The 22,838-nt window shown below is 61.1% G+C and carries 19 protein-coding genes and 2 pseudogenes; 10 read left to right on the top strand and 11 right to left on the bottom strand.

Translation table 11 applies throughout. The features are described from left to right. Positions 1 to 54: 54 nt before the first annotated feature. A pseudogene (locus tag Q0263_RS06000) lies at positions 55 to 393 on the top strand (VOC family protein); the annotation flags it as partial. 289 nt (positions 394 to 682) lie between these two features. Here Q0263_RS06000 and Q0263_RS05995 read toward each other — a convergent pair. Beyond that, complete coding sequence (locus Q0263_RS05995) at positions 683 to 934, bottom strand: AbrB/MazE/SpoVT family DNA-binding domain-containing protein (RefSeq protein WP_298014327.1); 252 nt, start codon at positions 932 to 934, stop codon at positions 683 to 685. A gap of 674 nt (positions 935 to 1,608) precedes the next feature. Between Q0263_RS05995 and Q0263_RS05990 the strand changes: the two genes are divergently transcribed. The 6 genes and pseudogenes from Q0263_RS05990 to Q0263_RS05965 all read left to right on the top strand — a co-directional run bounded on the left by Q0263_RS05990 (position 1,609) and on the right by Q0263_RS05965 (position 9,201). After that, entirely contained in the window at positions 1,609 to 4,365 is a 2,757-nt protein-coding gene (locus Q0263_RS05990) for a DNA methyltransferase (RefSeq protein WP_298014324.1), read from the top strand. After that, positions 4,362 to 4,577 (top strand): annotated as a pseudogene (locus tag Q0263_RS05985) (DUF1016 N-terminal domain-containing protein); the annotation flags it as partial. The gene Q0263_RS05990 and the pseudogene Q0263_RS05985, both read left to right, overlap by 4 nt. 28 nt (positions 4,578 to 4,605) lie before the next feature. Continuing rightward, positions 4,606 to 6,663 (top strand): DEAD/DEAH box helicase, encoded by a 2,058-nt coding sequence (locus tag Q0263_RS05980; protein ID WP_298014322.1) that lies wholly within the window; start codon positions 4,606 to 4,608, stop codon positions 6,661 to 6,663. Beyond that, on the top strand, positions 6,656 to 7,843 hold the full coding sequence (locus Q0263_RS05975) for a GIY-YIG nuclease family protein (RefSeq protein ID WP_298014319.1): 1,188 nt from the start codon (positions 6,656 to 6,658) through the stop codon (positions 7,841 to 7,843). The genes Q0263_RS05980 and Q0263_RS05975 overlap by 8 nt, the downstream gene beginning before the upstream one ends. A 91-nt stretch (positions 7,844 to 7,934) precedes the next feature. Further along, on the top strand, positions 7,935 to 8,177 hold the full coding sequence (locus tag Q0263_RS05970; protein WP_298014316.1) for an MbcA/ParS/Xre antitoxin family protein: 243 nt from the start codon (positions 7,935 to 7,937) through the stop codon (positions 8,175 to 8,177). A gap of 52 nt (positions 8,178 to 8,229) precedes the next feature. Next, positions 8,230 to 9,201, top strand: coding sequence for an Abi family protein (locus Q0263_RS05965; protein ID WP_298014313.1), 972 nt, complete (start codon positions 8,230 to 8,232; stop codon positions 9,199 to 9,201). A gap of 127 nt (positions 9,202 to 9,328) precedes the next feature. On the opposite strand, the gene Q0263_RS05960 is transcribed toward Q0263_RS05965, so the two are convergent. The 3 genes from Q0263_RS05960 to Q0263_RS05950 form a co-directional block, all read right to left on the bottom strand. Continuing rightward, complete coding sequence (locus Q0263_RS05960; RefSeq protein WP_298014310.1) at positions 9,329 to 10,366, bottom strand: oxidoreductase; 1,038 nt, start codon at positions 10,364 to 10,366, stop codon at positions 9,329 to 9,331. 91 nt (positions 10,367 to 10,457) lie between these two features. Further along, complete coding sequence (locus Q0263_RS05955; RefSeq protein ID WP_298014308.1) at positions 10,458 to 10,640, bottom strand: hypothetical protein; 183 nt, start codon at positions 10,638 to 10,640, stop codon at positions 10,458 to 10,460. Positions 10,641 to 10,728: 88 nt separating this feature from the next. Beyond that, positions 10,729 to 11,892, bottom strand: coding sequence for a tyrosine-type recombinase/integrase (locus Q0263_RS05950; protein ID WP_298014306.1), 1,164 nt, complete (start codon positions 11,890 to 11,892; stop codon positions 10,729 to 10,731). A 315-nt stretch (positions 11,893 to 12,207) separates the two neighbouring features. Here Q0263_RS05950 and Q0263_RS05945 point away from each other — a divergent pair, with 315 nt between their 5' ends. Beyond that, the gene (locus Q0263_RS05945; RefSeq protein WP_298014303.1) at positions 12,208 to 13,119 is read left to right on the top strand and encodes a ZIP family metal transporter; all 912 of its coding nucleotides are present in this window, start codon (positions 12,208 to 12,210) and stop codon (positions 13,117 to 13,119) included. A 47-nt stretch (positions 13,120 to 13,166) separates the two neighbouring features. Here Q0263_RS05945 and Q0263_RS05940 read toward each other — a convergent pair whose 3' ends face one another. The 6 genes from Q0263_RS05940 to Q0263_RS05915 form a co-directional block, all read right to left on the bottom strand. Further along, positions 13,167 to 13,892, bottom strand: a complete 726-nt coding sequence (locus Q0263_RS05940) for an ABC transporter ATP-binding protein (RefSeq protein ID WP_298014300.1) — start codon at positions 13,890 to 13,892, stop codon at positions 13,167 to 13,169. After that, positions 13,879 to 14,637, bottom strand: coding sequence for an ABC transporter ATP-binding protein (locus tag Q0263_RS05935; protein WP_298014298.1), 759 nt, complete (start codon positions 14,635 to 14,637; stop codon positions 13,879 to 13,881). Before Q0263_RS05935 ends, Q0263_RS05940 begins: the two co-directional genes overlap by 14 nt. After that, positions 14,634 to 15,581: a branched-chain amino acid ABC transporter permease gene (locus tag Q0263_RS05930; protein ID WP_298014296.1), complete on the bottom strand. Its 948-nt coding sequence runs from the start codon at positions 15,579 to 15,581 to the stop codon at positions 14,634 to 14,636. Before Q0263_RS05930 ends, Q0263_RS05935 begins: the two co-directional genes overlap by 4 nt. Continuing rightward, on the bottom strand, positions 15,578 to 16,450 hold the full coding sequence (locus Q0263_RS05925) for a branched-chain amino acid ABC transporter permease (RefSeq protein WP_298014293.1): 873 nt from the start codon (positions 16,448 to 16,450) through the stop codon (positions 15,578 to 15,580). The genes Q0263_RS05930 and Q0263_RS05925 overlap by 4 nt, the downstream gene beginning before the upstream one ends. Before the next feature lie 139 nt (positions 16,451 to 16,589). Beyond that, positions 16,590 to 17,855, bottom strand: a complete 1,266-nt coding sequence (locus tag Q0263_RS05920; protein WP_298014290.1) for an ABC transporter substrate-binding protein — start codon at positions 17,853 to 17,855, stop codon at positions 16,590 to 16,592. A gap of 297 nt (positions 17,856 to 18,152) precedes the next feature. After that, positions 18,153 to 18,467: a DUF4148 domain-containing protein gene (locus tag Q0263_RS05915; RefSeq protein ID WP_298014288.1), complete on the bottom strand. Its 315-nt coding sequence runs from the start codon at positions 18,465 to 18,467 to the stop codon at positions 18,153 to 18,155. Positions 18,468 to 18,679: 212 nt separating this feature from the next. Between Q0263_RS05915 and Q0263_RS05910 the strand changes: the two genes are divergently transcribed. Then, positions 18,680 to 19,594, top strand: coding sequence for a LysR family transcriptional regulator (locus Q0263_RS05910; protein WP_298014285.1), 915 nt, complete (start codon positions 18,680 to 18,682; stop codon positions 19,592 to 19,594). A 31-nt stretch (positions 19,595 to 19,625) separates the two neighbouring features. Here the strand turns inward: Q0263_RS05910 and Q0263_RS05905 are convergent, their stop codons facing one another. Beyond that, the gene (locus Q0263_RS05905; RefSeq protein WP_298014284.1) at positions 19,626 to 21,170 is read right to left on the bottom strand and encodes a sensor domain-containing diguanylate cyclase; all 1,545 of its coding nucleotides are present in this window, start codon (positions 21,168 to 21,170) and stop codon (positions 19,626 to 19,628) included. A gap of 180 nt (positions 21,171 to 21,350) precedes the next feature. On the opposite strand from Q0263_RS05905, the gene Q0263_RS05900 reads away from it, so the two are divergent. After that, on the top strand, positions 21,351 to 22,838 hold the full coding sequence (locus Q0263_RS05900; RefSeq protein ID WP_298014282.1) for an ABC transporter substrate-binding protein: 1,488 nt from the start codon (positions 21,351 to 21,353) through the stop codon (positions 22,836 to 22,838).

The following is a 22,838-nucleotide window of genomic DNA, read 5'->3' as shown; positions in this document are numbered from 1 at the left end:
CAGGAATTACTAACCCAAGGGTGATCGGGTGTCCGGTGTTACGGGGGCAAGTCCACTGAAGGTATCGTAGGTAAAGAGTTCGAGCATGGGGCTGTTGTATTTATCAACCTTCAACCCGGTCTTCGCCTTGCGCTCTGGCCAAGATCGAGTATCTCCCACGACACAGGACTCACAGCAGGCATGGCTAATCCGACCGAAATGACTTTAGGTCACAACGTATCCTCAAAAGCCGAAGTTGATGAAGTCATGTCTAGAGCGGCCTCGGCCGGCGCTGCCATCGTCAAGCCAGCACATGACACATTCTGGGGCGGGTACTCGGGCTACTTCCAGGATCCCGGCGGACACCTATGTGAAACTGTGTGGAACCCGCAGTGGTCTGAATCATCAGCCTGACAGGCAGCAATGGGTCGACAGCAGTCATCCTCTGATCATCCAGTCAAGAGCTTAGGTCCGCTCCATTTTCGGTATAAATATGTTCTGACAAAAATACACACTCCCGATAATAATACTTATCGGGATAGCGGTTTGCTCCGACGGGTCCCTTCCTTTATTCGTGTTGTTTCTGACAGGCGATCTTGGGAAAGGTGCATCAAAACTACCGTCCTTGCACCTTTCATGACTGGTTGCCTCAAGATATAGGGATCGTCGCGGGGTGTTTTCGACGACTGCCCCTGGGGCTTGTTCACCACAGCTCAGTGCCAATCGCCTTGGCAGCGTCCCAGATCTCGATATCAGAAGCCTTGGGTGCACGCATATCGCATTGAGCAACTAAGTCTTCCAGTGTGTATTTGGTTTTCTTGGATAAGACGATCTTGCCATCGGTTGTGGTGTCCAAGGTCATGGGCTGGCCAGCGGCGATATCAAGCTCTTTGAGTAGTGCAGGGGGTAGTACGACAACCGTGCTATTGCCGTACTTACGCAGTGTGATTTCCATGGCTATTTGTTCAACATGGTTAAACGGAGTAACCAGCATGGCAAGCCGATGGTTTGATGTCAATAAGTGCATCAAAACTACCGCCCTTGCACTTTTTGTTGTCGATATTAACGTCGGTTGCGGTGAGCATGGCCGGTGAACTCATCTTTCTGCTGACGATGTGGGATATTGATGCCTATATCTCACAATGTCGGATGCTCTCGAGTGTTTACGCGAATTGGTCGATTGACGTGCGCTTGCTGCGTCATTCTATGTGGGATATGGGAGGTTATATCCTACATTGTGGGGTATCGAATAACGAAGTGATCAACAACTAGGTTTCGAAATGAGGTTTCGTGTGGGATCTTGATATCGATATCCCACAATGTAGGGTTTATATGCCGGATGCCGGAAACTGTTGTCCAGATCTCGATGCTCCAATTTCTATGTTGGATATCGATGTCGATATCCTGTAGATAGTAGTTGGGATGTGAGTAGTTGGTTGCGGTCGGTCAATGATGCCAAGCAATGGGGGGGGGTGCCCGTCCGATAGGCTATCGGCTGGCTTTTGCGGGCCCAGTAGTAAACTTGACCGACCTGTGGCTGCGTTATCGTCGGGCCATGAGAAGCGGAAAAATGACAGGGTAGAGAATGGTTGCCACACAAAACAATAGCGGCGGGGTGTCTGTGCGCCCATGAACGCCGTAGAAATTGAACAAGCCATCACTGATCTGGCGGAGCAGCCTTTCGACTCTGCTGAGTTCCCCTATGCCTTCCTGGAGGCCTTCGGTAACAAGACTACGACCATCAAACGCCTGCGTGCTGGCGCATCGAACAAGTCCGACCTGGGCGGCGTGCTTCAGACAAACAACATCCATATTCTGACTTGCGACACGGGGTGCGTGACGCAAACCTTGACTGCCCTCAAAGCCAGTCCAGCGACGACCAAGGCGAAAGCCAAGTTCATCCTGGCCACCGACGGTACGGACTTTGAAGCCGAAGAGCTGAGCAGCGGCGAGACCGTGGCTTGCGCCTTCAAGGACTTTCCGGATCACTTTGGCTTCTTCCTGCCGTTGGCAGGTATCAGCACCGTCCGTCAGATCAGCGAGAACGCCTTTGACATCCGGGCCACCAGCCGCCTGAACCGTCTGTACGTTGAATTGCTGAAAGACAACCCGGAATGGGGCACTGCAGAGCGTCGTCATGACATGAACAAGTTCATGGCGCGGTTGATCTTCTGCTTCTTTGCCGAGGACACTGACATCTTTATTGGCAAAGGGCGTTTCACCGACACCATCGCCCAGATGAGCGCCAGGGACTCGTCCAACACGCACGAAGTCATCGCAACGCTGTTTTGTGCCATGAACACCAAACGCGAGGATCGGGCTACAGCGAAGATCCCCCGATGGGCCGAAGACTTCCCCTACGTCAACGGAGCCTTGTTCTCTGGCAGTGAGGACGTACCGCAATTTAGCAAGATTGCTCGGTCTTACCTGCTGCATGTTGGCGGGCTGGATTGGACCAAGATCAACCCCGACATCTTCGGCTCGATGATCCAGGCTGTTGCCGAGGACGAAGAGCGCGGTCAGCTGGGAATGCATTACACCAGCGTTCCCAACATCCTGAAGGTGCTGAACCCGCTGTTTCTCGACGATCTGCGCGCCAAGTTGGAGGAGGCGGGTGACAACCCGCGCACCTTGCTCAATCTGCGCAAGCGCATCGTCAGGATCAGGGTTTTCGATCCGGCCTGCGGTTCAGGCAATTTTCTGGTCATTGCGTACAAGGAAATGCGTGCTGTCGAGGCCGAGATCAACCGGAGGCGGGGTGAAGTGGATCGTGCGTCGGAGATCCCGCTCACCAATTTTCGTGGGATCGAGCTGCGTGACTTTCCGGCAGAGATTGCGCGTCTGGCGTTGGTCATCGCCGAGTATCAGTGCGACGTGCTGTATCGGGGGCAGAAGTTGGCCCTGGCCGAGTTCCTGCCCTTGCGCAACGAGAACTGGATCACCTGCGGCAACGCTCTGCGGCTGGACTGGTTGAATATTTGCCCGCCGACGGGAACCGACGTGAAGGTGCAGGCGGATGACCTGTTCGAGACTCCACTCGATCAAGCCGAGATCGACTTTGAGAACGAAGGTGGCGAAACGTATATCTGCGGAAACCCGCCTTACTTGGGAGCTAAGAAGAAGTCGAAAGCACAGTCCGAGGACATGGTTGCTGTCGGTCTTGGTAATCTCCAGCTTCTCGACTATGTCACGTCATTCATTGTCAAGGGACTCGACGTTATCGAGAAGACGAAGTGTGGCATGGCATTGGTCTCGACGAGCTCGATCAGTCAGGGTGAACAAGTTGCTCTGTTGTGGCCGATCATTCTTCAGAAAGCCGCAATCCAGTTCGCGTATCGCCCCTTCAAGTGGGCGAACTCTGCGGCGAACAATGCAGGCGTTTGGTGCACCATCGTTGGCCTGTCGTCTTCTGTCACCGGAGCAAGGCACCTGTTCTTCGAGGATAAAGTTCAAGTCTGCGACAACATCTCGCCTTACTTGATCGCTGGTCCAAATGTCTATTGCTCTCCCGTCGATGTTCCGATTAGCGAGTTGCCCCAAATGAAGATGGGAAGCAACGCAGTTGATGGAAAGCGGCTCATTCTTGAAAGAGCGGAAGTTGAGCGAATCGTCTTACAGACACCTGCTGCCCGGAGATTCATCCGTCCTTATGGTGGGACGCAGGAAATGTTGTCGGGAGTGCATCGGTGGTGCGTCTGGATAGACGAGTCTGATGTTCACGCTGCCCTTGCTTTGGAGTCACTGAAGGAGGTTGTTAATAGTTGTAGGGTGTATCGAGAAGGGGCCGGACGGGATGCAAGGAAGGCTGCGCGCCGCCCCTACGCATTCTGCTACTCGACATTTGAGAACCGAAACTTCATCCACATAGGGAACACGATTGGTAACACCCTGCCGTTCGTCCCTGCGGACTTGAGGGCGGCAGGCTATGTGTCCAATCACAATGCGTTCACAATTTATGGGGCTCGACTCGACGCCTTCGCAATCATAGTGTCTACGTTGCATCGCGTATGGGCCGACACTATTGCTGGCCGGCTTGGAAATGGGACGCGATATGGGAATACGGTTGTCTACAACACTTTTCCAGTTCCACCGTTAACCGAGAAGAACAAAGCCGACCTCACGCGTTGCGCCGAGGACATCCTGCTGGCACGCGAGCATCACTTCCCGGCCACGATTGCCGATCTCTACGATCCCGAGAAGATGCCTGCTGACCTCCGTGCCGCCCATGACCGCAACGACGAAGTGCTGGAGCGCATCTACATTGGTCGACGCTTCAAGAACGACACCGAGCGGCTGGAAAAGTTGTTCGGTCTCTACACTAAGATGACTGCTGCAAATGGCCCAGCCACGAAGGGCAAGAAGCGCAAAGCGGGAGCCAATGCATGAGCGATAAACTCGTCAAATTGACGCCGCAGCCTGAAGGCCATGCGGGCTGGCTGGCGGACGTGAAGGGCTTTTCCCGCGCCAACCTGATGTACATGCGGGCGTTCGCGGCGGCTTGGCCGGACGAGCAAATTGTCCAACAAGCGGTTGGACAATTGCCCTGGGGCCATAATTTGGTACTGCTGACACAGTTGAAAGACCCTGCACAACGGTTGCAGGTGCAGCCCATACGGATGATGAGTCATGACCGATAACCCCATCACGCAACGCGCAGTTCCGTCTGTCTCTGTCAACTATGCGCGCAATGGCGCCTCGACCAAGGCCAACGCGCTTGGGATGCGGCCTATGCAGGAGCGAGTCTACGAGAAGCGGGGCGAGCAGTATTTGCTCATCAAGTCGCCGCCAGCCTCGGGCAAGAGCCGCGCGCTGATGTTTGTGGCGTTGGACAAGCTCGAAAATCAGGGCGTCAGGCAGGCCATCATTGTGGTGCCGGAAAGGTCCATCGGGGCCAGTTTCGACGACGAACCGCTGTCAGAGTACGGCTTCTGGGCCGACTGGCACGTCGAGCCCAAGTGGAATCTGTGCAATGCCCCTGGTACCGACAATGGCGGCAAGGTGAAGTCGCTGGGCGCGTTCCTCGAAGGTGATGACAAGGTGCTGGTCTGTACCCACGCGACCTTCCGCTTCGCGGTCGAGGCCTACGGTGTCGAGGCATTCGACGATCGCTTGATTGCAATCGACGAGTTCCACCATGTGTCGGCCAACTCCGACAACAAGCTTGGCCTGTATCTTGGGCAGTTTCTGGAGCGTGGCAAGACGCACATCGTCGCCATGACCGGCTCCTACTTCCGGGGCGACGCCGAGGCTGTATTGGCGCCGTCGGACGAGTCGAAGTTCGATACCGTCACCTATACCTACTACGAGCAGCTCAACGGCTACAAATACCTCAAGCAGCTCAACATCGGCTATTTTTTCTACAGCGGGCCGTATGTGGATGACATTCTCAGCGTCCTAGATCCTGCCGAGAAGACCATCATTCATATCCCCAGCGTCAATTCCCGCGAAAGCACGAAGGACAAGATCCGCGAGGTAGAAAACATCATCTGGGCGCTAGGCGAATGGCAAGGGGTCGATGCTGCCACCGGCTTTCAGTTGGTCAAACGCCCGGATGGCAGCGTGCTGCGAGTGGCCGACTTGGTCGATCCCGACCACCAGGCCAGGGTGCAAGAGAGCCTGCGTGCGCCTGCCATGAACGCGGATCGTGACTACGTGGACATCATCGTCGCCTTGGGCATGGCCAAGGAAGGCTTCGACTGGATTTGGTGCGAACATGCGCTGACCGTGGGTTACCGTGCGAGTCTGACCGAAATTGTGCAGATCATCGGCCGGGCCACCCGCGATGCGCCGGGCAAGACTTGCGCACGGTTCACCAACTTGATCGCCGCCGTTGATGCGACTGAAGAGGCCGTCACAGAGGCCGTCAACGATACCTTGAAGGCGATTGCAGCCAGCCTGTTGATGGAGCAGGTGCTGGCCCCACGTTTCGAATTCAAGCCCAAGAACCCCGACAGCGGCCCGACACCAGGCTTCGACTATGGCGAGGGCGGCTATGACACGGATCGCTGCAATTTCGGCATCAATGAGCAGGCGGGGACTTACCAGGTCGAAATCAAGGGCATCGCCGAGCCCAAAAGCAAAGAGGCGGTGCGTATTTGCCAAGAAGACTTGAACGAAGTCATCGCGGCGTTTGTGCAGGACAAGCCGACCCTGGAGCGCGGCCTGTTCGACGAAGAACTGGTGCCCGAAGAGCTGACGCAGGTCCGCATGGGCAAGATCATCAAGGACAAGTACCCTGATCTGGACGCTGAAGACCAAGAGGCTGTCCGTCAGCATGCTATTGCGGCGCTCAATCTGACGCAGCAGGCCAAGCGGCTGGTCACTGAGGGAGAGAGCGAAGGTTCACTCAACACAGGTCTGATTGACGGCGTGCGTCGTTTTGCAATGGACGTACGTGAATTGGATATCGACCTGATCGACCGTATCAACCCTTTTGGGGAGGCCTACGCGATCCTGGCCAAGACCATGAGCGAGGACAGCTTGAAGCAGGTGGCGGCGGTCATCACGGCCAAGCGTACGTCGATCACACCTGAAGATGCCATGGCCATTGCCAAGCGTGCGGTCGAGTTCAAGCGCGAGCGTGGGCGGGCACCATCCGTGACGGCGCAGGACGCCTGGGAAAAACACCTGGCCGAAGGCGCAGCTGCCTTCATGCGCTTTCGGGCTGAGGGGCGCTATGCGTAAAGCGGATCTGGACGATCTGGCTGCAGAACTGGGCGAGTTCGCACCACCTGAGAAGAAAAAAGGACGCCCAGCCAGTGAGGAGCGCGTCATCGCCGGTTTCGAGGAAATCCAACGTTTTACCGAGCAGCACGGGCATGCGCCGCGGCATGGCGAAGACCGCGACATATTCGAGCGCCTGTATGCGGTGCGGTTGGACCGCCTGCGCGCGCTCCCGGACTGCCGTGCTTTGCTTGAACCGCTGGACCATCAGGGCTTGTTGACAGGTGCCCCCGCCGGTGCTGCTCCAGAGGACTCAGCGATCGGCGTCGACGAACTGGCTGCCGAACTGGGAGATGTCGCCGGCACGGGCGATATTACGGTCCTGCGTCACGTTCGCACTAGCGCTGAAAAGCGTGCGGCCGAGGAAATCGCAGATCGTAAGCCTTGTGAGGATTTCGAGGCGTTCAAGCCCCTGTTTGAACGCGTGCAAACGGAAGTCAGGACCGGCTTACGCCAAGCTCAGCCCATAGAAGCGGGAAACCGGGCAGTCGAAGCAGGGGACTTTTTTGTACTGGATGGCGTCATGCTCTATGTCGCCGACGAGGGCGAGCCGCTGAAAACGACCGCAGGGGAGGTGGATCGTCGTCTGCGCCTCATTTTCTCGAACGGTACCGAAAGCAATCTGCTGCTGCGTTCGCTCCAGCGTGCGTTCTATGACGACCCCGCTGCGCGGCGGTTGGTTTCGCCCGAGAGCGGGCAACTTTCTTTCGGGGGCGAGCTCGATGCTGATGATGTCGAAAGCGGCACGATCTATGTCCTGCGCTCCCTGTCCGATCATCCTTATGTTGCACAGAATCGAGACTTGATCCACAAGATTGGTGTCACTGGTGGCCGGGTGGAGACGCGTATCGCCAATGCCGAGCACGATTCCACCTACCTGTTGGCGCGGGTTGATGTGGTGGCGACCTACAAGCTGGCCGGGATCAATCGCACGCGGCTGGAGCGCTTGTTGCACCGGTTGTTTGCGCCCGCACGGCTGAACATCACTATTAATGACCGCTTTGGTCATCCTGTGCAGCCCGAGGAGTGGTTTCTGGTACCGTTGTTTGTCATTGATGAGGCTGTTGCGCGTATCAAGGATGGCAGCATTACTGGCTACATCTACGATCCTAATGCTGCGAAACTGGTGCCGGCGCCATGATGGATAGCACCTGGGGGACTCTTCGCGAGTGTCATGTGGCGTGCATGCAGAGGGTCTGGTCAAGCGGAAATTTTTTGCGGGAAAATTTAGCATGCTAAATTTTCGCCCTCCTCACGACTCGCAACTTGAGGCGCTCCGTACTGAATTGGTTCGGATTGTGGGTGAGTCTGGCTCCCTGGAGGGGTTTGATCCGGATGCTTGGCTGCTGCAATGGCTGAACTCTCCCAACCCGGCTCTTGGGCACGGACTGCCGGATACCCTGCTGGATAGCCCTGAAGGTTTTCAGGATGTATTGGCTGTTCTTCGCGCCATGCAAAGCGCTGCCTACCGGTAGGCGCTGGGGCTGGGTATGTGTGCCGCCGAAAATGAAATGGGAGACTCATAAGTTGAAACCGCTCAAGCCCTGGCTGTCGTTCGAGGATCAGCTACGTCAACTGGAAGCTCGCGGCTTGCAAGTGGATGCTCCAGCTGCTGCTCTGGATTACCTGGAGCGGCTGGGCTACTACCGTTTGAGCGGATATTGGTATCCGCTACGGGAAATTGATGTGGCGGCATCGCAGGCGCAGAGTACGCCGATCCGACGGGACACTTTCATGCCTGGCAGTCGCTTCGAGCATGTGGTCCAGTTGTATGTTTTCGACAAAAAGCTGCGTTTATTGGCAATGGACGCACTGGAACGTATAGAAATGGCGGTGCGTGTAGATATCGCGTACCTGCTTGGGCAGCGTGACCCCGCCGCACACGAAAACCCAGCCTGCTTGCATGGAAATTTTACGAAAAAGGTCATTGCTTACGGGCCGGACAAGGGCAAGACAAAACATCAGATCTGGCTGACGAAATACCAGGGTTTGCTCCACCGCGCTCGCAAGGAGCCATTTATCTCACATCACATGCAGCATTACGGCCAGTTGCCTATCTGGGTCGCTGTGGAGATCTGGGACTTTGGGCTTCTTTCCAAACTGTTTGCTGGCATGAAGCGTGCAGATCAGGATCAGATAGCCAAGATATACGGAGCACCGGACGGCATTGCATTTGCACAGTGGTTGCGCAGCTTGAACTTCATCCGCAATGTCTCTGCACACCACAGTCGGTTGTGGAACATCAACGTTGTCGAACGATCTCCAATACCGGCAGGCTGGCCGGCAGATCTGAGCGATGCTCGCCCGTTTTTCTACCTGTGCCTAATGCGGCAGCTGCTGAGCGTAATCTGCCCGAATTCGACCTGGGGACAGCGTCTGGCGGAACTTCTGGAGAACGGATTTCCGCAGTTTCCGGATGGCCTGTTGTCGGTCAGCGACATGGGGCTAGTTGCCGGTTGGAAAGACAGTACGCCGTGGGCAAGCCTGGCGTACAAATGAGAACCGACGCGTACACAGAGTGCAGAGGCGTCGGGCATATTGAGTGCAATCATACGGCACGGGCCGCATGCGGTCAAGCATAGTCCAGCTTTCGTGTCACTGGGCTTGATCCTGTACGGAGCAGGACTCAACCTAGAGCTTGGTAGCTGATCCCGTGCCCTTCAGGCAGGATTGACATGATCTCGGCCAGTGCGCGCTCAGTTGGTACTTTGCTCCACTGGTTCATCAGCAGATAGCTGTTTCCACCAACGAAAAACACCTCTTCGTCCTTACTGAAGAAGCGGTCCTCGTCCTTGCCGTTCGCCGCAGCAATTTCCTGGGCTGTGTGTTGACCTGCTAGTGAGATGAACAATCGATGGCCGCGTTTTGAGACTGTAGCCATCAGCTGTTCCGGTGTAAGCCCCAACTCGATGGCCGCCTGAACGACCTTCAGGATCACGCCGCGTTTATTCAATGGTGTGAATTGTCCGGCTGGTGTGGTCACACAGTACTTCGTGTAGTCCTTGTTCGAAGTCTGGGCGACGTCACGCTCACGGTTCTTTTCCCGAATGGCGACTTGAAACTCGGATGCCTCAGGGAGCGGGATAACTTGTTGGATGTCCAGGAAGATGCTGTCACCCGCAGCATGGGGGCGCAGGCGGACGCAGGTGATATCCAGGCCTTGTTCGTTCAGCCATAGCACCGAAGAGGTGATCTCCTTGGAAAAGTCGGCACTGGCCAGTACGATCTTGACCTGATCGTCCAGCGTGGGCTCGTCGGCCGCATCCTCCAAGAATTCGCGGATGCGTTCCTCCGCCGACTCTGCAGGTTGGCCGTTTTTGGCTAGATAAGACTGATGGGCTTCGACGGCTTGCCGGAATGTCATGGTTGACACCATTGCCGCATAGCGCAAAGCCTGGAGTTCCATGTGGCCACCGTCTTCAGTACGCTTGAGTTCGATGACCACCAGTTGGGCTTCTTTGGTCAGGCCCAGCAAGTCAATGCGCCGCCGGCTGTCTTCCCAGTCGCCATATTCTTCCGCCAGCACCATGGTGTCCGTAGCGATGATATGGACATGCTCCCGCAGTATCCGCTGAATATCGGTGCGCTCTTTCAAACCAAGGTTGCCGAAAGAGGTTTGAGGCAGCTCAGTCAGCGCGTCGTTGTCGAGGCGATAGATGGTCATACAAGGGAAGATATTCGCGATGGCTAGGTTGAAATCTTGATAATCTTGATCAGCTTGGGTACCTTGCCCACATTATGCCCATCAACACTGGCTAGGTATCGATACGGGTCCGATAATCGCACTCGATCACAATGCGCGGCTCGTTTGTGCGCTTGTAGTATTCGTCGGCGTTCCAGCGTTTTTGGGCGTAGTCGCTGCCGAAGAACAGCGCGGCGGCGCCAACAGACATGATGGGTGTAAAAGCCAGAATGAGCATCCAATCGGCGTAAGTCATGGCGGCCTCCTGTGGTGCTAATGTTGATCCCGATGCAGTCCATTCTAGCCCGTCAGCGCTGGTAGCCGTTACTGGCTGCGTGGATGCCTTACAGCACCAGGCCTGCCAGAGCATCAGCAGCCGCAGTTTGGCGCAAATGACCGTAGTGCTTTTCAATCATGGCGACGGACGTACCGCTGATTTTGGCAACGGTCAGTAGATCCAGGCCGCTGACGACCAGGTCGGTAATGGTCGAGTGCCGCAGGGTGTAGGCGGATACCTCAGGCGACAAGCCAGCAGCGTGAGCTGCTTCTTTGATGGGCCATTTCCAGGCATCCTTGTTCCAAGCTGTCCCATCGGGACGGGCCAGTAAGGGCGCACTGCCAGCACGACCTTTGGCAAGGGGCTTCAATATTTCCACAATAGCGTCAGGCAGACTGATGCGACGGTCTGCTGCCGCCTTGTCTTGGCCGATACGGATGGCCTTTAATCGGGCATTAAAGTCCGCAACCTGGAGTGCAGCCAAGGCCCCTGGGCGCAGGGGCAGCACGCTGAGGCACTGCAGAAACGGTGCGATCTCCGGTGGGGCGTGATCAATGAGCTTGCGCCGTTGCTTGCGATCCAGGTACAGCTCCCGGCGGCGGGAGGCGTTTTTGATCGGCTTGAGATCCTCTCGCCATGCAAAGTCCGATGTGATCTTGCCATCGGCAAAAGCCAGGTTCAAGGCTGCACGCACGGGAGACATGTCGCGGTTGATCGTATCCGGTGCCCGCTCGCGCTCTTGTCCAGCAACGATGACAGGTGCGGATCTCAAGGATTTGCGAAAGGTTCGGATGTGGTCGCGCTTGAGCTTGGCCAGTTCCACCTTGGCCAGGGGAGTCTGGTCTACCCACCGGGCGAAGCGCCCTTGGGCATCGTTGGCTGCCTTGTCGCCCTTTTCTGCCCTGATGTGTTTTGTGTAGGCAGAGCAGGCGTCGGCAACGGTATAGGCCTTTGAGAGGCCTCCCATGCCGAGATGGGCAAACCATGCGCGAGCAAGTTCAACGGCTTTGTCGAACCGGGCGCCAGGCGGGTGCTCGTCCAGCGGGCCAAAAGAGTTGAAGTGTTGCTTGCGCTGAGCGTCATCCCAGTAACGGCCAACCCAGTTTCCGATGCTGTCACTGGTGGTCTTGCGAAAGCCGACATAGCAGCCCGCAGCAACCCTATGCCAATAGGCGTCGCGGCGTGCCTTCAGCTTGCTGCGTGCTGCAACGCTGTCGATGCTGCTGGCCATGTTTTTTTATCCCCTGTTTGTACGCAACAAGTACGCAAAACCATTGCGTACTTCGAAGTATTATAGCGGACAGGTTAAAACATAAGTCATTGAAAAATAAATGGTAAATTACACAGAAGGACATCAGGAAACAGCAAAATCCTGCCTTCACACGGCAGGGGTCACAAGTTCGAACCTTGTACCGCCCACCATCCCCCTTCGCACTGTCCCCGATCCTCGCGTTTCGCCAGGCGCTTCGTCGCGCGTCGTGGATGCGCGGCGTCATCAGCTAACATATCTTCAACCATGGCCGCCAAGGTTCTCAAGGGGAAATGGATGACCGTTTCGATGCTGACCTCCTGGCGCCGGCAGGCGCTGGAACACCGGGTTCCCGCCGCGGGCCTGCTGGTGGCGCTGCTGGTCGTGGCCTGGCTGCTGCTCGACAGCGGGCTGGAGTCCTTTTCGGGCGAGAATCGCGGCCACGTGGGCTATGCGGTGCTGGGCGGCCTGGCAGGCTTCGGGGCCACCGCGCTGGGCGCCCTGGGGGCGCTGGTGCTGCGCCGGGTCGAGACGCGTGCCCAGGACTGCATGCTGGGCTTCGCCGCCGGGATGATGCTGGCGGCGGCTTCGTTCTCGCTGATCCTGCCGGGACTGGATGCGGCCCGCGCTTTGCTGGGCAGCGGCATGGGGGCGGCCTTCACGGTCGCCGTGGGACTGGGCCTGGGGGTGCTGCTGATGCTGGGGCTGGATTACTTCACGCCCCATGCCCACGAAAGCGCCGGCCCGCAGGGCCCGGCGGTCGACCGGATCGGCCGGGTCTGGCTCTTCGTGCTGGCCATCATTTTGCACAATCTGCCCGAAGGCATGGCCATCGGGGTCGGCTTCGCGCAAGGCGATCTGTCGGTCGGCCTGCCCTTGACCATGGCGATCGCCATCCAGGATATCCCGGAAGGCCTGGCCGTGGCCCTGGCCTTGCGGGCGGTCGGCCTGGGCATGAAGCCCGCCGTCGGGGTGGCGGTCGCTTCGGGGCTGATGGAGCCCCTGGGCGCGCTGGTCGGGGTTGGCATGGCCAGCGGCCTGCCGATCGCCTATCCCGTCAGTCTGGGGATCGCCGCCGGCGCCATGATCTTCGTGGTGTCCCACGAGGTGATCCCCGAAACCCATCGCAACGGGCACCAGACGGCGGCCACCGTGGGCCTGATGGCGGGGTTCGCCGTGATGATGTTCCTGGATACGGCGCTGGGCTGAGGCGACCGGGGCTTCGTCATCGGGGCGGACGGTTCTCCGCGCCCGCTTCAATCATCCGGGAAATCCCATTTCTGGGCGCTGGCCCCCGCGAGTTCCTGCACGCGCTGTTCGTCCTGGCCGAACTCGGCGGCGGAGCCCGTGTGGGTGATCTGGCCCCGGTCCAGGACGTAGGCGCGGTCCGCCACTTCGATGGCGGCGCGCACGTTCTGTTCGATCAGCAGCACGGAGGTGCCGGCGTTCCGGGCGGCGACGATGACGTCGAACACGTTCTTGACGATCAGGGGCGCCAGGCCCTGCGAGGGCTCGTCGAGCAGCAGCAGCCGCGGGTTGAGCAGCAGCACCCGGGCGATGGACAGCATTTCCTGCTCGCCCCCCGACAGCTGCTTGCCCTTGTGGCGCTTGCGTTCTTCCAGCCGGGGAAAGAGCTGGTAGATGCGCGGGATGTTCCAGTGCCCCGGGCGGTCCACGGGAACCTTCAGGTTCTCGTCCACCGTCAGGTTGGCGAAGACGCGGCGGCCTTCGGGGACCAGCCCGACGCCCAGCCGGGCGATCCGGAAGGGCGTCATGCGGGTGGATTCCGCGCCGAAGACCCGGATGTGGCCGTCGCGCGCGGGTGTCAGGCCCATGATGCTGCGCAGGGTGGTGGATTTTCCGGCCCCGTTGCGCCCCAGCAGGGTGACGAGTTCGCCTTCCTGCACTTCCAGGTCGATCCCTTGCAGGATGTGGCTCTTGCCGTAGTAGGTGTGCAGTTGCTGAACTTCAAGAGCCTTCACGTTTTTCCCCCAGATAGGCGACCTGGACCTTCTCGCTGGCGGCGATTTCGGCGGGCGTTCCCACCTCCAGCACTTCGCCTTCCGTCAGCACCGTGATGCGGTCCGCCAGATTGAAGATCACCCGCATGTCGTGTTCCACCAGGACGATGGTGAGTTTCTTGGTGCGATGCAGCTTGCGGATCAGGACGGCGGTGTCGTAGGTTTCCTGGCTGCCCATGCCCGCGGCCGGCTCGTCGAGCAGCAGCAGCGTGGGCTGCAGGGCCAGCGCCATCATGATTTCCGTGGACCGCTGGTCGCCGTGCGACAGTTCGCCGACGTGGCGGTCGGCGTTGGCCGTCAGTCCGCCGGTGTCCAGCAGTTCGTCCACCCGCGCCTCGGTCAGGGCCGACTGCCTGCGGGTGGAGAACAGCTTCGTCCGCAGCCCCTGCGTGATTTCGACGGCGATGCGCAGGTTGTCGCGCACGCTCAGTTCGGGGAAGACCTCGGTGATCTGGAAGGTGCGCGCCATGCCCAGGCCCACCCGCGCGTAGGGCGGCAGATCGGTCACGTCGCTGCCGTTGAAGACGATGCGGCCGCTGGTGGGGCGGTAGAAGCCGCTGATCATGTTGAAGAACGTCGTTTTCCCGGCCCCGTTGGGTCCGATGATGGCGTGCAGTTCGCCTTCCTCGACGTTCAGCGACACCTGATTGACGGCCGCCAGCTCGCCGAAGCGCTGGGTGACGTTGTGGACTTCGAGCAAGCTCATGATGTTTTTCTCTGCAACAGCCCGACGATGCCGCGGGGGATGAACAGCACGACCAGAACGAAGATCATCCCGATGAAGAACATCCAGCTGTCGGTGATGCTGGACAGGTAGTCCTGCAGCACGACGAAGATGGCCGCCCCCAGCAGCGGCCCCCAGAAGGAACGCATGCCGCCGATGACCGCCATCAGCACGAAGTCGCCGGACTGTGTCCAGTGCAGGTTGTGGGGGCTGACGAAGTTGTTCAGCATGCCGTACAGGGACCCGGCGCAGGCTACGAAGACGCAGGAGGCGGTGTAGGCCAGCCACAGGTGGCGGTTGACGGGGATGCCCAGGAAGCGCGCCCGCCGTTCGTTTTCGCGCATGGCGAGCAGGGTGTGGCCGAAGGGCGAGCGCAGCAGGACCGCCATCAGCGCCGCGCACACGGCGAATACCACCAGGGCCGTGTAATAGAACACCAGGCTGGAGGCGAGGTCGATCTGCGCGAAGCCCAGATCGATGGGCTGCCGCTGGAAGGTCAGGCCGTTGTCGCCGCCCGTGACCGAGTTCCAGCGGAAGGCGATGAAGTAGAACACCTGGCCGAAGGCGATGGTGGCCAGCGCGAAATAGATGCCGCGCAGCTTCGCCAGCAGGTAGCCGATGATGGCGCCGCCCAGCGTCCCCGTCAGGACGCCGACCAGGAATCCCAGGGGCGTGCTGGGCACGAGGTACTTGATGATCAGGCCGGTGCCGTAGGCGCTGAGCCCGAAGTACGCGGCGTGCCCGAAGGCCATCACGCCCGAATGCCCGACCAGCAGGTTGGTGGACATGGCCGCCAGGCCGATGATGAGGACGCGGGAGGCCAGGTCGGTGTAGCCGCCGACGGAGCCGATCCAGGTGGGCAGGGTCAGCAAGATGGCCCAGACGACGATCAGGCTGATCGATTTGTTGACGGTAGCGTTGTTCACAGTTTGGTCCCGCCTTCTTCACCGAACAGGCCGTGCGGCCGGATCAACAGCACCAGAGCCATCATCACGTAGATCGTGGCCTCGGATGCGGAGGGGTAGAACACGGTGACGACTCCCGCGGCGATCCCGATGAGCAGCCCGCCGAACAGGGTCCCGATCAGGCTGCCCAGCCCGCCGACGATGACGGCGACGAAGCTGGGCATGATCAGCTGGTCGCCGATCGTGGGCGTCAGGCCCAGCATGCCGGCGGCCAGGACGCCCGCCAGGCCGGCGAAGAAGATGCCCAGGCCGAAGTTCAGGTTGCGCAGGATGCGCACGTCCACCCCCAGGGCCGAGACCATTTCCAGGTCCAGGGTGCCGGCGCGGATGCGCATGCCCAGGCGCGTCTTCTTGAGGATGAGAAACAGGACGATGACGGCGATGGCCACCAGGGCCACCATGAACACCCGGTAGCCGGTCAGGAAGAAGAGCGTGGGGCTGAGCGAGGATTGCAGCGCGGCGGGAACCTGGATCGGCAGGCCCTGGGCGCCCCAGATGTAGCGCACGGAGTCCTGCAGCACGTAGGCCAGGCCGAAGGTCAGCAGCAGGCTGTAGAGCGGATCGCGGGCATACAGCGGACGGATCAGCACGCGTTCCACGAGGATCCCGATCAGGGCCGTCAGGAAGGGCGACACGATCAGGGCGCCCCAGAAGCCCAGGTAAGGCTGCAGGGTGTAGGCGATGTAGGCGCCCAGGGCCAGGAACCCGCCATGGGCGAAATTGATGACGTTGGTCAGGTTGATGATCAGCGACAGGCCCAGCGCCATCAGGGCGTAGAACGCCCCGATCACCAGTCCGTTGAATACGTTGAAAAGGACCAGTTGGGTCACGTGGTGCCTCCGTTGAGCGAAACAGCCCCCTGCCGGGTGATGCGAAACCCTGATGCGTCGTGGTCAGAGAGAGTCGTCGGGCGGCCCGGCCGCCGTGAGATCCGCGTCGGGCCGCCTGATGTGCAGCGCATGGGCGCGCCTAGGCGGGCCAGGTCATCTTGCACCCGGTCTCCGCGACGGTGGGTGCGATCGTCTTGCTTTCGATGACTTCGTCGATCTTGAAGAGATCGTCCGCGCCGGCGTCGCCTTTTTCCTGCGCGTGGCCGGCCCACAGCGTGCCGATGAGCAAATGCTGGTCAGCCCGGAACGTGGCCGGGTGCGGCTGCAGGGCGACTTCCGGCGGCAGCGTCAGGCCGTTGAGCGCGCGGGCCATTTTCACGGCCTCCAGGGATTTGGCCGTGTTGGCGGCCAGGGCGCAGGCATGGATGGCGGTGTGGCCGAACCAGGTGCGCGCCGTGGGGACGCGCCCGGTCTTCTTCATGATGGCGTCGGTGAATTCCTTGACGTGGGGAACGTCGGGCTGGTTCCAGTACCACTCGATGACCCAGTTGCCGATGCGCGCGGTGGGGGGCAGGGCTTCCAGGGTTTCCAGTTCGATGTTGGCCCCGGCGATGTGGAAGCGCTTGTCCAGGCCGAACTGCACGGCCTGCTTGAGCACGTTGGTCTGGTCCTCGCCGTTTTGCAGGATCACGATGACGTCGGGGTTGGCCGCCTGCGCCTTGATCAGGTAGGACGAGTATTCGGTCGTGCCCAGGGGGATCAGGTCGGCGCCCAGGTTGGTGGCGCCCAGTTTCTGCAGATTGACCTTGTAGGCGTCGAGCAGGCCGTGGCCGAAGGCGTAGTCGGGCACCAGGAAATAGAATTTCTTGCCGAAGCGCTTGACCAGGGACGGCGCGATGGCGTTGACCAGCAGGGTGGTGGACGGATCGACCTGGTAGACGTTCCAGTGGCATTCGCTGCCCGTGATGGGGTCGGCGTGCCCGCCGGGGTCCATCATGAAGACGCCTTTTTCATAGGCGACGGCGGACATGGCCATGGTCAGGCCGGAATTGACGTTGCCGACCAGGAAATCGACTTTGTCCTTGTCGATGAGCTTGCGGGCTTTCTGCACGGCGACCCCGGCGTCGCCGCTGGTGGAGTCTTCGACGATGAGCTTGGCCGGCCGGCCCAGGATGCCGCCTTTGGCGTTGATTTCCTCGACGGCGAGTTCCATGCCGTGAAGTTCGTTGCGGCCCGTGATGGCGTAGGTGCCGGTGAGCGGATTGTCGACCCCCAGCTTGACGGGCTGTTCGCCTTGCGCCAGGATGATCCGGGGGGAAGCCAGGGCAGCGACGCCCGCTGCTCCGGCGGCTTTCAGCAAGGTGCGGCGGCTGACTGCACCGCTGTTGCTGTGATTGTCATTCATGTGAATCCTCCTCTGGTACGTCTGATGGACGTGCGTCGTGTCTAGCGGCGCATGCGAGATGAATCTCGAAAACAACCGGTGCTAGCGGAAACGAACATCCCTTTCCGGAGAAGCGGAATCAGTTTCCTGCCGTGGGCAAGAATCTGTCAATGCGGGATTACGGTAGCCGGTCCGCCGGGCGGAGGAACGCGGAAGGCCGGCCTTTCAGGGGGATTCGGGGGCTGCGCGAAGCGCGAAAAAAGCCCGCCGCGCATCGTGCGCGGCGGGCTTTTCCGGTTCGAGGGTTCGAAACCGTGATTACATCGTTTGGGGATACTGCATGCTGTTCCCGATGAAGAACAGGCCGGCGCTCTCGGCTTCGTGCAGTTCATTCAGGACCTGGGCGCGGGTCAGCGCCGGGCCTTCGGATTGCAGCTGGGGATAATCGGCTTGCTCGCCCACGGTGACCAGCCCCTGGGACTGCGCCACGCGCAGCGCCTGGACGACTTCCGCGCGGGTCTGGGTGCTGGGCGTCACGATTTCCGGGTAGTTGGTCTGATCGGCCTGAGCGATGCCGGCGGAGGCGAGGCCCAGGGACAGAACGGCGATGGAGGCGGCGGTAGCGACTTTCATGATGGTTTCCTTCACGTTTAGGGTGTGTCAAAGCAGGACGTTCACGGGCTTTCCGCTGGGTGATTCGTGTCCTGCTCTGTTGGAAACAGTGTGCGCTTTTGCTGCGCTGCGATAAACTGGGGCAATGCGAATTCAGCTTTCCATTTTTATCGACAATCGGCCGCCTTCTCCCGATTGCCCGACGGCCCGTTCGCTTTTGTGGATTGCATCCCATGTCCCCGTCCCTGAACGATATTGAGCTGTTTGTCGAAGTGGCCCGCAGCCAGGGTTTCACGCGCGCGGGCGAAGCGCTGGGGATGCCGGCCTCGACCATTTCGCGGCGCATCTCGCAGCTGGAAAGCTCCATCGGGGTGCGCCTGCTGAACCGCACCACGCGCAAGGTCGCGCTGACCGAGGCGGGGGCGGCCTACTTCGCGCGCTGCAGGCATATCGTCGAGGAGGCCCGCATTGCGCACGAGGCACTGATGGACGATGCCCAGCAGCCGCGCGGTCATCTCAAGGTCTCGCTGCCGTCCAGCCTGGCGCTGGCCTTTCTGCAGGAAGCCCTGCCCGAATTTTCCCGCCGCTATCCCGAGATCGATTGCGAATACGACCTGAGCGTGCGCAAGATCGACTTGCAGGCCGACGGCTTCGATGTCGTGATCCGGGCCTCGCGCCAGCCAGATTCCGGCATCGTGTCGCGGCGCCTGGGGACTTTGTCCCTGGGGCTGTATGCGTCTCCGGAATACCTGCGCCGGCACGGCATTCCCGGGGATCCCGCCGACCTGGCCGGGCATCAGTGCCTGCGCGCCAGCGCCAGCCGCGAGGACTCCGTGTGGAAACTGTTTTCGACCGAGGGGGATGAGCGCCAGGTCCGGGTCGGCGGGCGGATCGCCATGAATCACGTGCTGATGCTGCGGCACATGGCCGTGCATCACGTGGGCATCGTGCCGCTGTCCGTGCGCGCCAATCAACACCAGCAGGATCTGGTCCGGGTGCTGCCGGCGTGGTCCTTCGAGGCGATCCCGATGGTCGCCCTGTTCCCGTCCCGCATGATGCCGGCGCGCACGCGCGCGTTTCTGGACTTCCTGAACGAACGGCTGTCTCATGTCGAGATCCTGGGCAGGGGGCTCGTGCCCGAAGTCTGAGGGCGTCTGACCGGCGAGGGGCCGGATGCCGTCATTCCGCCCGGTTGCGGCCCGCGCTTTTCGCCGCGTACAGGGCGGCGTCGGCGCGTTCCAGCAGGGACTTGCGGATCCGCGCTGCGTCGGCGCCGCTCAGGTCGCCGGCGTTCGCGCAGGTGACGCCCACGCTGACGGTGACGCGTTCGCCATGCTGCGACAGCGGATGCGCAATGGCGGCATTGAACACGGTCTGGCAGATGCGTTCGGCCAGGGCGCGGGCCTGGTATAGCGGGGTGTCGGGCAGCAGCATGACGAATTCTTCGCCGCCGTAGCGGGAGACCAGATCGGTGCTGCGCCGGGCGACCGATGACAGCATGGCTGCGACCTGTTTCAGGCATTGATCGCCGGCGATGTGGCCGAAGTGGTCGTTGTAGGCCTTGAAGTGGTCCACGTCGATCATCAGCACCGACAGGGGCTGGCGCTGCCGCACGGCATGACGCCAGTTGATGTCGAATTGCTCGTCCAGGGCGACCCGGTTGGCCAGCTGCGTCAGCGGGTCGTGGCGGACCTGCCGTTCCAGCAGTTCCTTCAGCCGCCGTTCGCGGCGCCAGGCCTGGTGCTGCGTGTACCCCAGCGCCAGCCAGATGCACAGCAGGCCGGCGATCACCGGGGCGGCGATGTGCCACATGTCCCGCCAGCGGGTATCCAGGGCTTCGGCCACGTCGATTTTCGAGACCAGGTACCAGGAAGAGCCGGTGACGGGCGCGGCGACGGCCAGGACGGGGCGGCCCCGGTAGTCCTGCCCGCGAAACAGGCCGCGCATGCCCTGGACGGCCTGCACCATGGGGGCCTGGGTCAGCGCCAGCGACATGCGGAACTGCAGCGCGGCATCGGCTTGATCCTGCAGCGGGCTGAGCACACGCACGCTGTCCCGGTCCCGCATGACCAGGATGGACTCCGCCGTCTGGCTGGCCGATGGCCACTCTTCCAGCAAAGGGAACAGGGAACTGCGCACGTCCATGATCATCCAGACGGCGGCGACGATTTCGTCGTCCTGGTAGACCGGCGCGATGAGGCTGAAGAACGGGAACGTGAAGGCGGGATCCCGCTGGGGGTTGATCGCCACGGGATGCGCCCGGTCGATGGCGAGCTGCAATGCGGCCTGGCCGTCGGGCGACAGCGTGGGCGGGCGTCCTCCTTCGGGCGCGAGCAGCAGGGCGCCCGAAGGCGACAGCAGATAGGCGGCGGCGTAGCCTGATTGTTCGTAGAGGAAACGCAGCCTGTCCCGGATGGCGTCCCGCAGGGCGCCGGCATCGGCGCGCTGATCCTGCGCCGCCAGACGCCAGTCGGCCACCGCGCCGCCGAACAGGGTGTCCATGGTGATGGAAGCCGCTTCGGTGAGTCGGGCGCTGCGCCAGGTCTGCAGGCTCTGGATCTGCAGCCGGTTGACCAGCTGCAGTTCGTGTTCCACGGCGTGCTGGTGGCGTTCCTGGCTGTCCAGATAGGCCAGCGCTCCGCCCAGGATCATCAGCACGCCGGAGACCAGCACCGCAATCAGGGCCGGCAGCGTCCGGCGGGACAGGAAATGATCGTGCGCCATGGTGGTGTGCCGGCGTCGTACACCCCGCCGTGTTTCCCGCAGCTACTACATGAGTGATAATGACAGGATCTTACAGGAAGTGCCTGCCATGTCCGAATCCCGGGGCCTCCGGTTCTCATTCCTTTCTCCGCCGGGCGCATTGCGCCGGGGGGACGCTCGCGGTCCGGCCGCGGCTGGCTGGTGATCTCCCGTAGGGCCGTCCTGTCCCTGCCCTGGGCGTGCGCGGCCGCCATCGCGGCGCCGTCCCGCGTCGCAGGTCAGACAGCCTCGCCCCTGACCATCGGTCTGTCCTTGCGGCCGGAAAGCCTGGACCCCACCCGCTCGGCGGCCGCCGTCGTCGGCGAAGTCGTGCACAGCAACATCCTCGAAGGCCTGACCTGCATCCGGGAAAACGGCCAGGTGGCGCCGTTGCTGGCCGAACACTGGGACGTCTCGCTCGACCGCCTGCGCTACCGGTTCCGCTTGCGCGACGGCGTCATCTTTCACGATGGCGCCCGGCTGGATGCCGGCGTGGCGGCCGGCAGCCTGCGGCGGGCGCAGGCGCTGGGGGCCGCCAACAGCCTGGTGGAGACCTTCCGCAATATCCAGGACATCCAGACGCCGGACGAGCGGACGGTGCTGCTGACGCTGAAGCACCCCGACCCCCTGCTGCCTTTCAGGCTGGGACAGCCGCCCGCCGCCATCGTGCACCCCGGCTCGGCCGACCAGACATCGCGGCGGCCCATCGGGACGGGGCCTTATCGCTTCGCCGGATGGCAGGATACGGGGGACGTCGACCTGGTGCGGTGGCCGGGCTACCGGGATGCCGGCAGCGTCCGCATTCCCGCCGCGCGATTTCATTTCATTCCGGATCCCGAGCGGCAGGTCCGGGCCGTGCTGGACCAGCGGGTGGATGTGCTATTCGGCGCCGCCACCAGCAGCGTGGACCGGCTGAAGGACAGCCGTCACTACGAAGTGCTGGTGGGCAGCTCTTCAGGCAAGGGCATGGTGGTCGTCAATCATCGCCGGGCGCCCCTTGGCGATGTGCGGGTGCGGCAGGCGATCACGCACGCCATCGACCGCGAAGTCTTCATCCGGGATGTCCTGCGCCAACGCGCCCAGGCCATCGGCAGCCATTTCGTGCCCACGGACCCCGATTACATCAATCTGACGAGCCTCTACCCCTACGATCCCGACCGCGCCCGCGCGCTGTTGCGGGCTGCGGGCGTGCGCGCGCCGCTGCGTCTGGATCTGACCTTGCCTCCGACGCCGTATGCGCTGTTCGGCGGCCCGGTGGTGGCCCGCTACCTGGCCGACGTGGGGATCCAGGTGGATCTGGTCCGGGTGTCCTGGGCGCGATGGATGTCCACCGTCTTCCAGGGGGATTTCGATCTGTCCGTGATCACCCACGTCGAACCGCTGGATTACGCGATCTACACCCGGCCCGATTTTTATTTCGGGTATGACAGCGCCGATTTCCGCGCGCTGGTCGTTCGCCATGCCGTCAGCTCCAATCCGCGCGAACAGGGGCAGCTGTTCCGGCAGATGCAGCGGCACCTGGCTCACGATGCCGTCAATGCCTGGGTGTTCAGCCCCGACATCGGCACGGTCGTGCGCAAGGGCCTGAAAGGCGTGCCCATGAACTATCCCGTCTTCGCCCACGACATCGGATCAATGTACTGGACCTGA

It is taken from the genome of uncultured Castellaniella sp. (assembly GCF_937988725.1).
GTDB lineage: Bacteria > Pseudomonadota > Gammaproteobacteria > Burkholderiales > Burkholderiaceae_B > Castellaniella.
The sequence above is the reverse complement of the archived record's forward strand: the minus strand, read 5'-3'. Positions and strand labels throughout refer to the sequence as shown.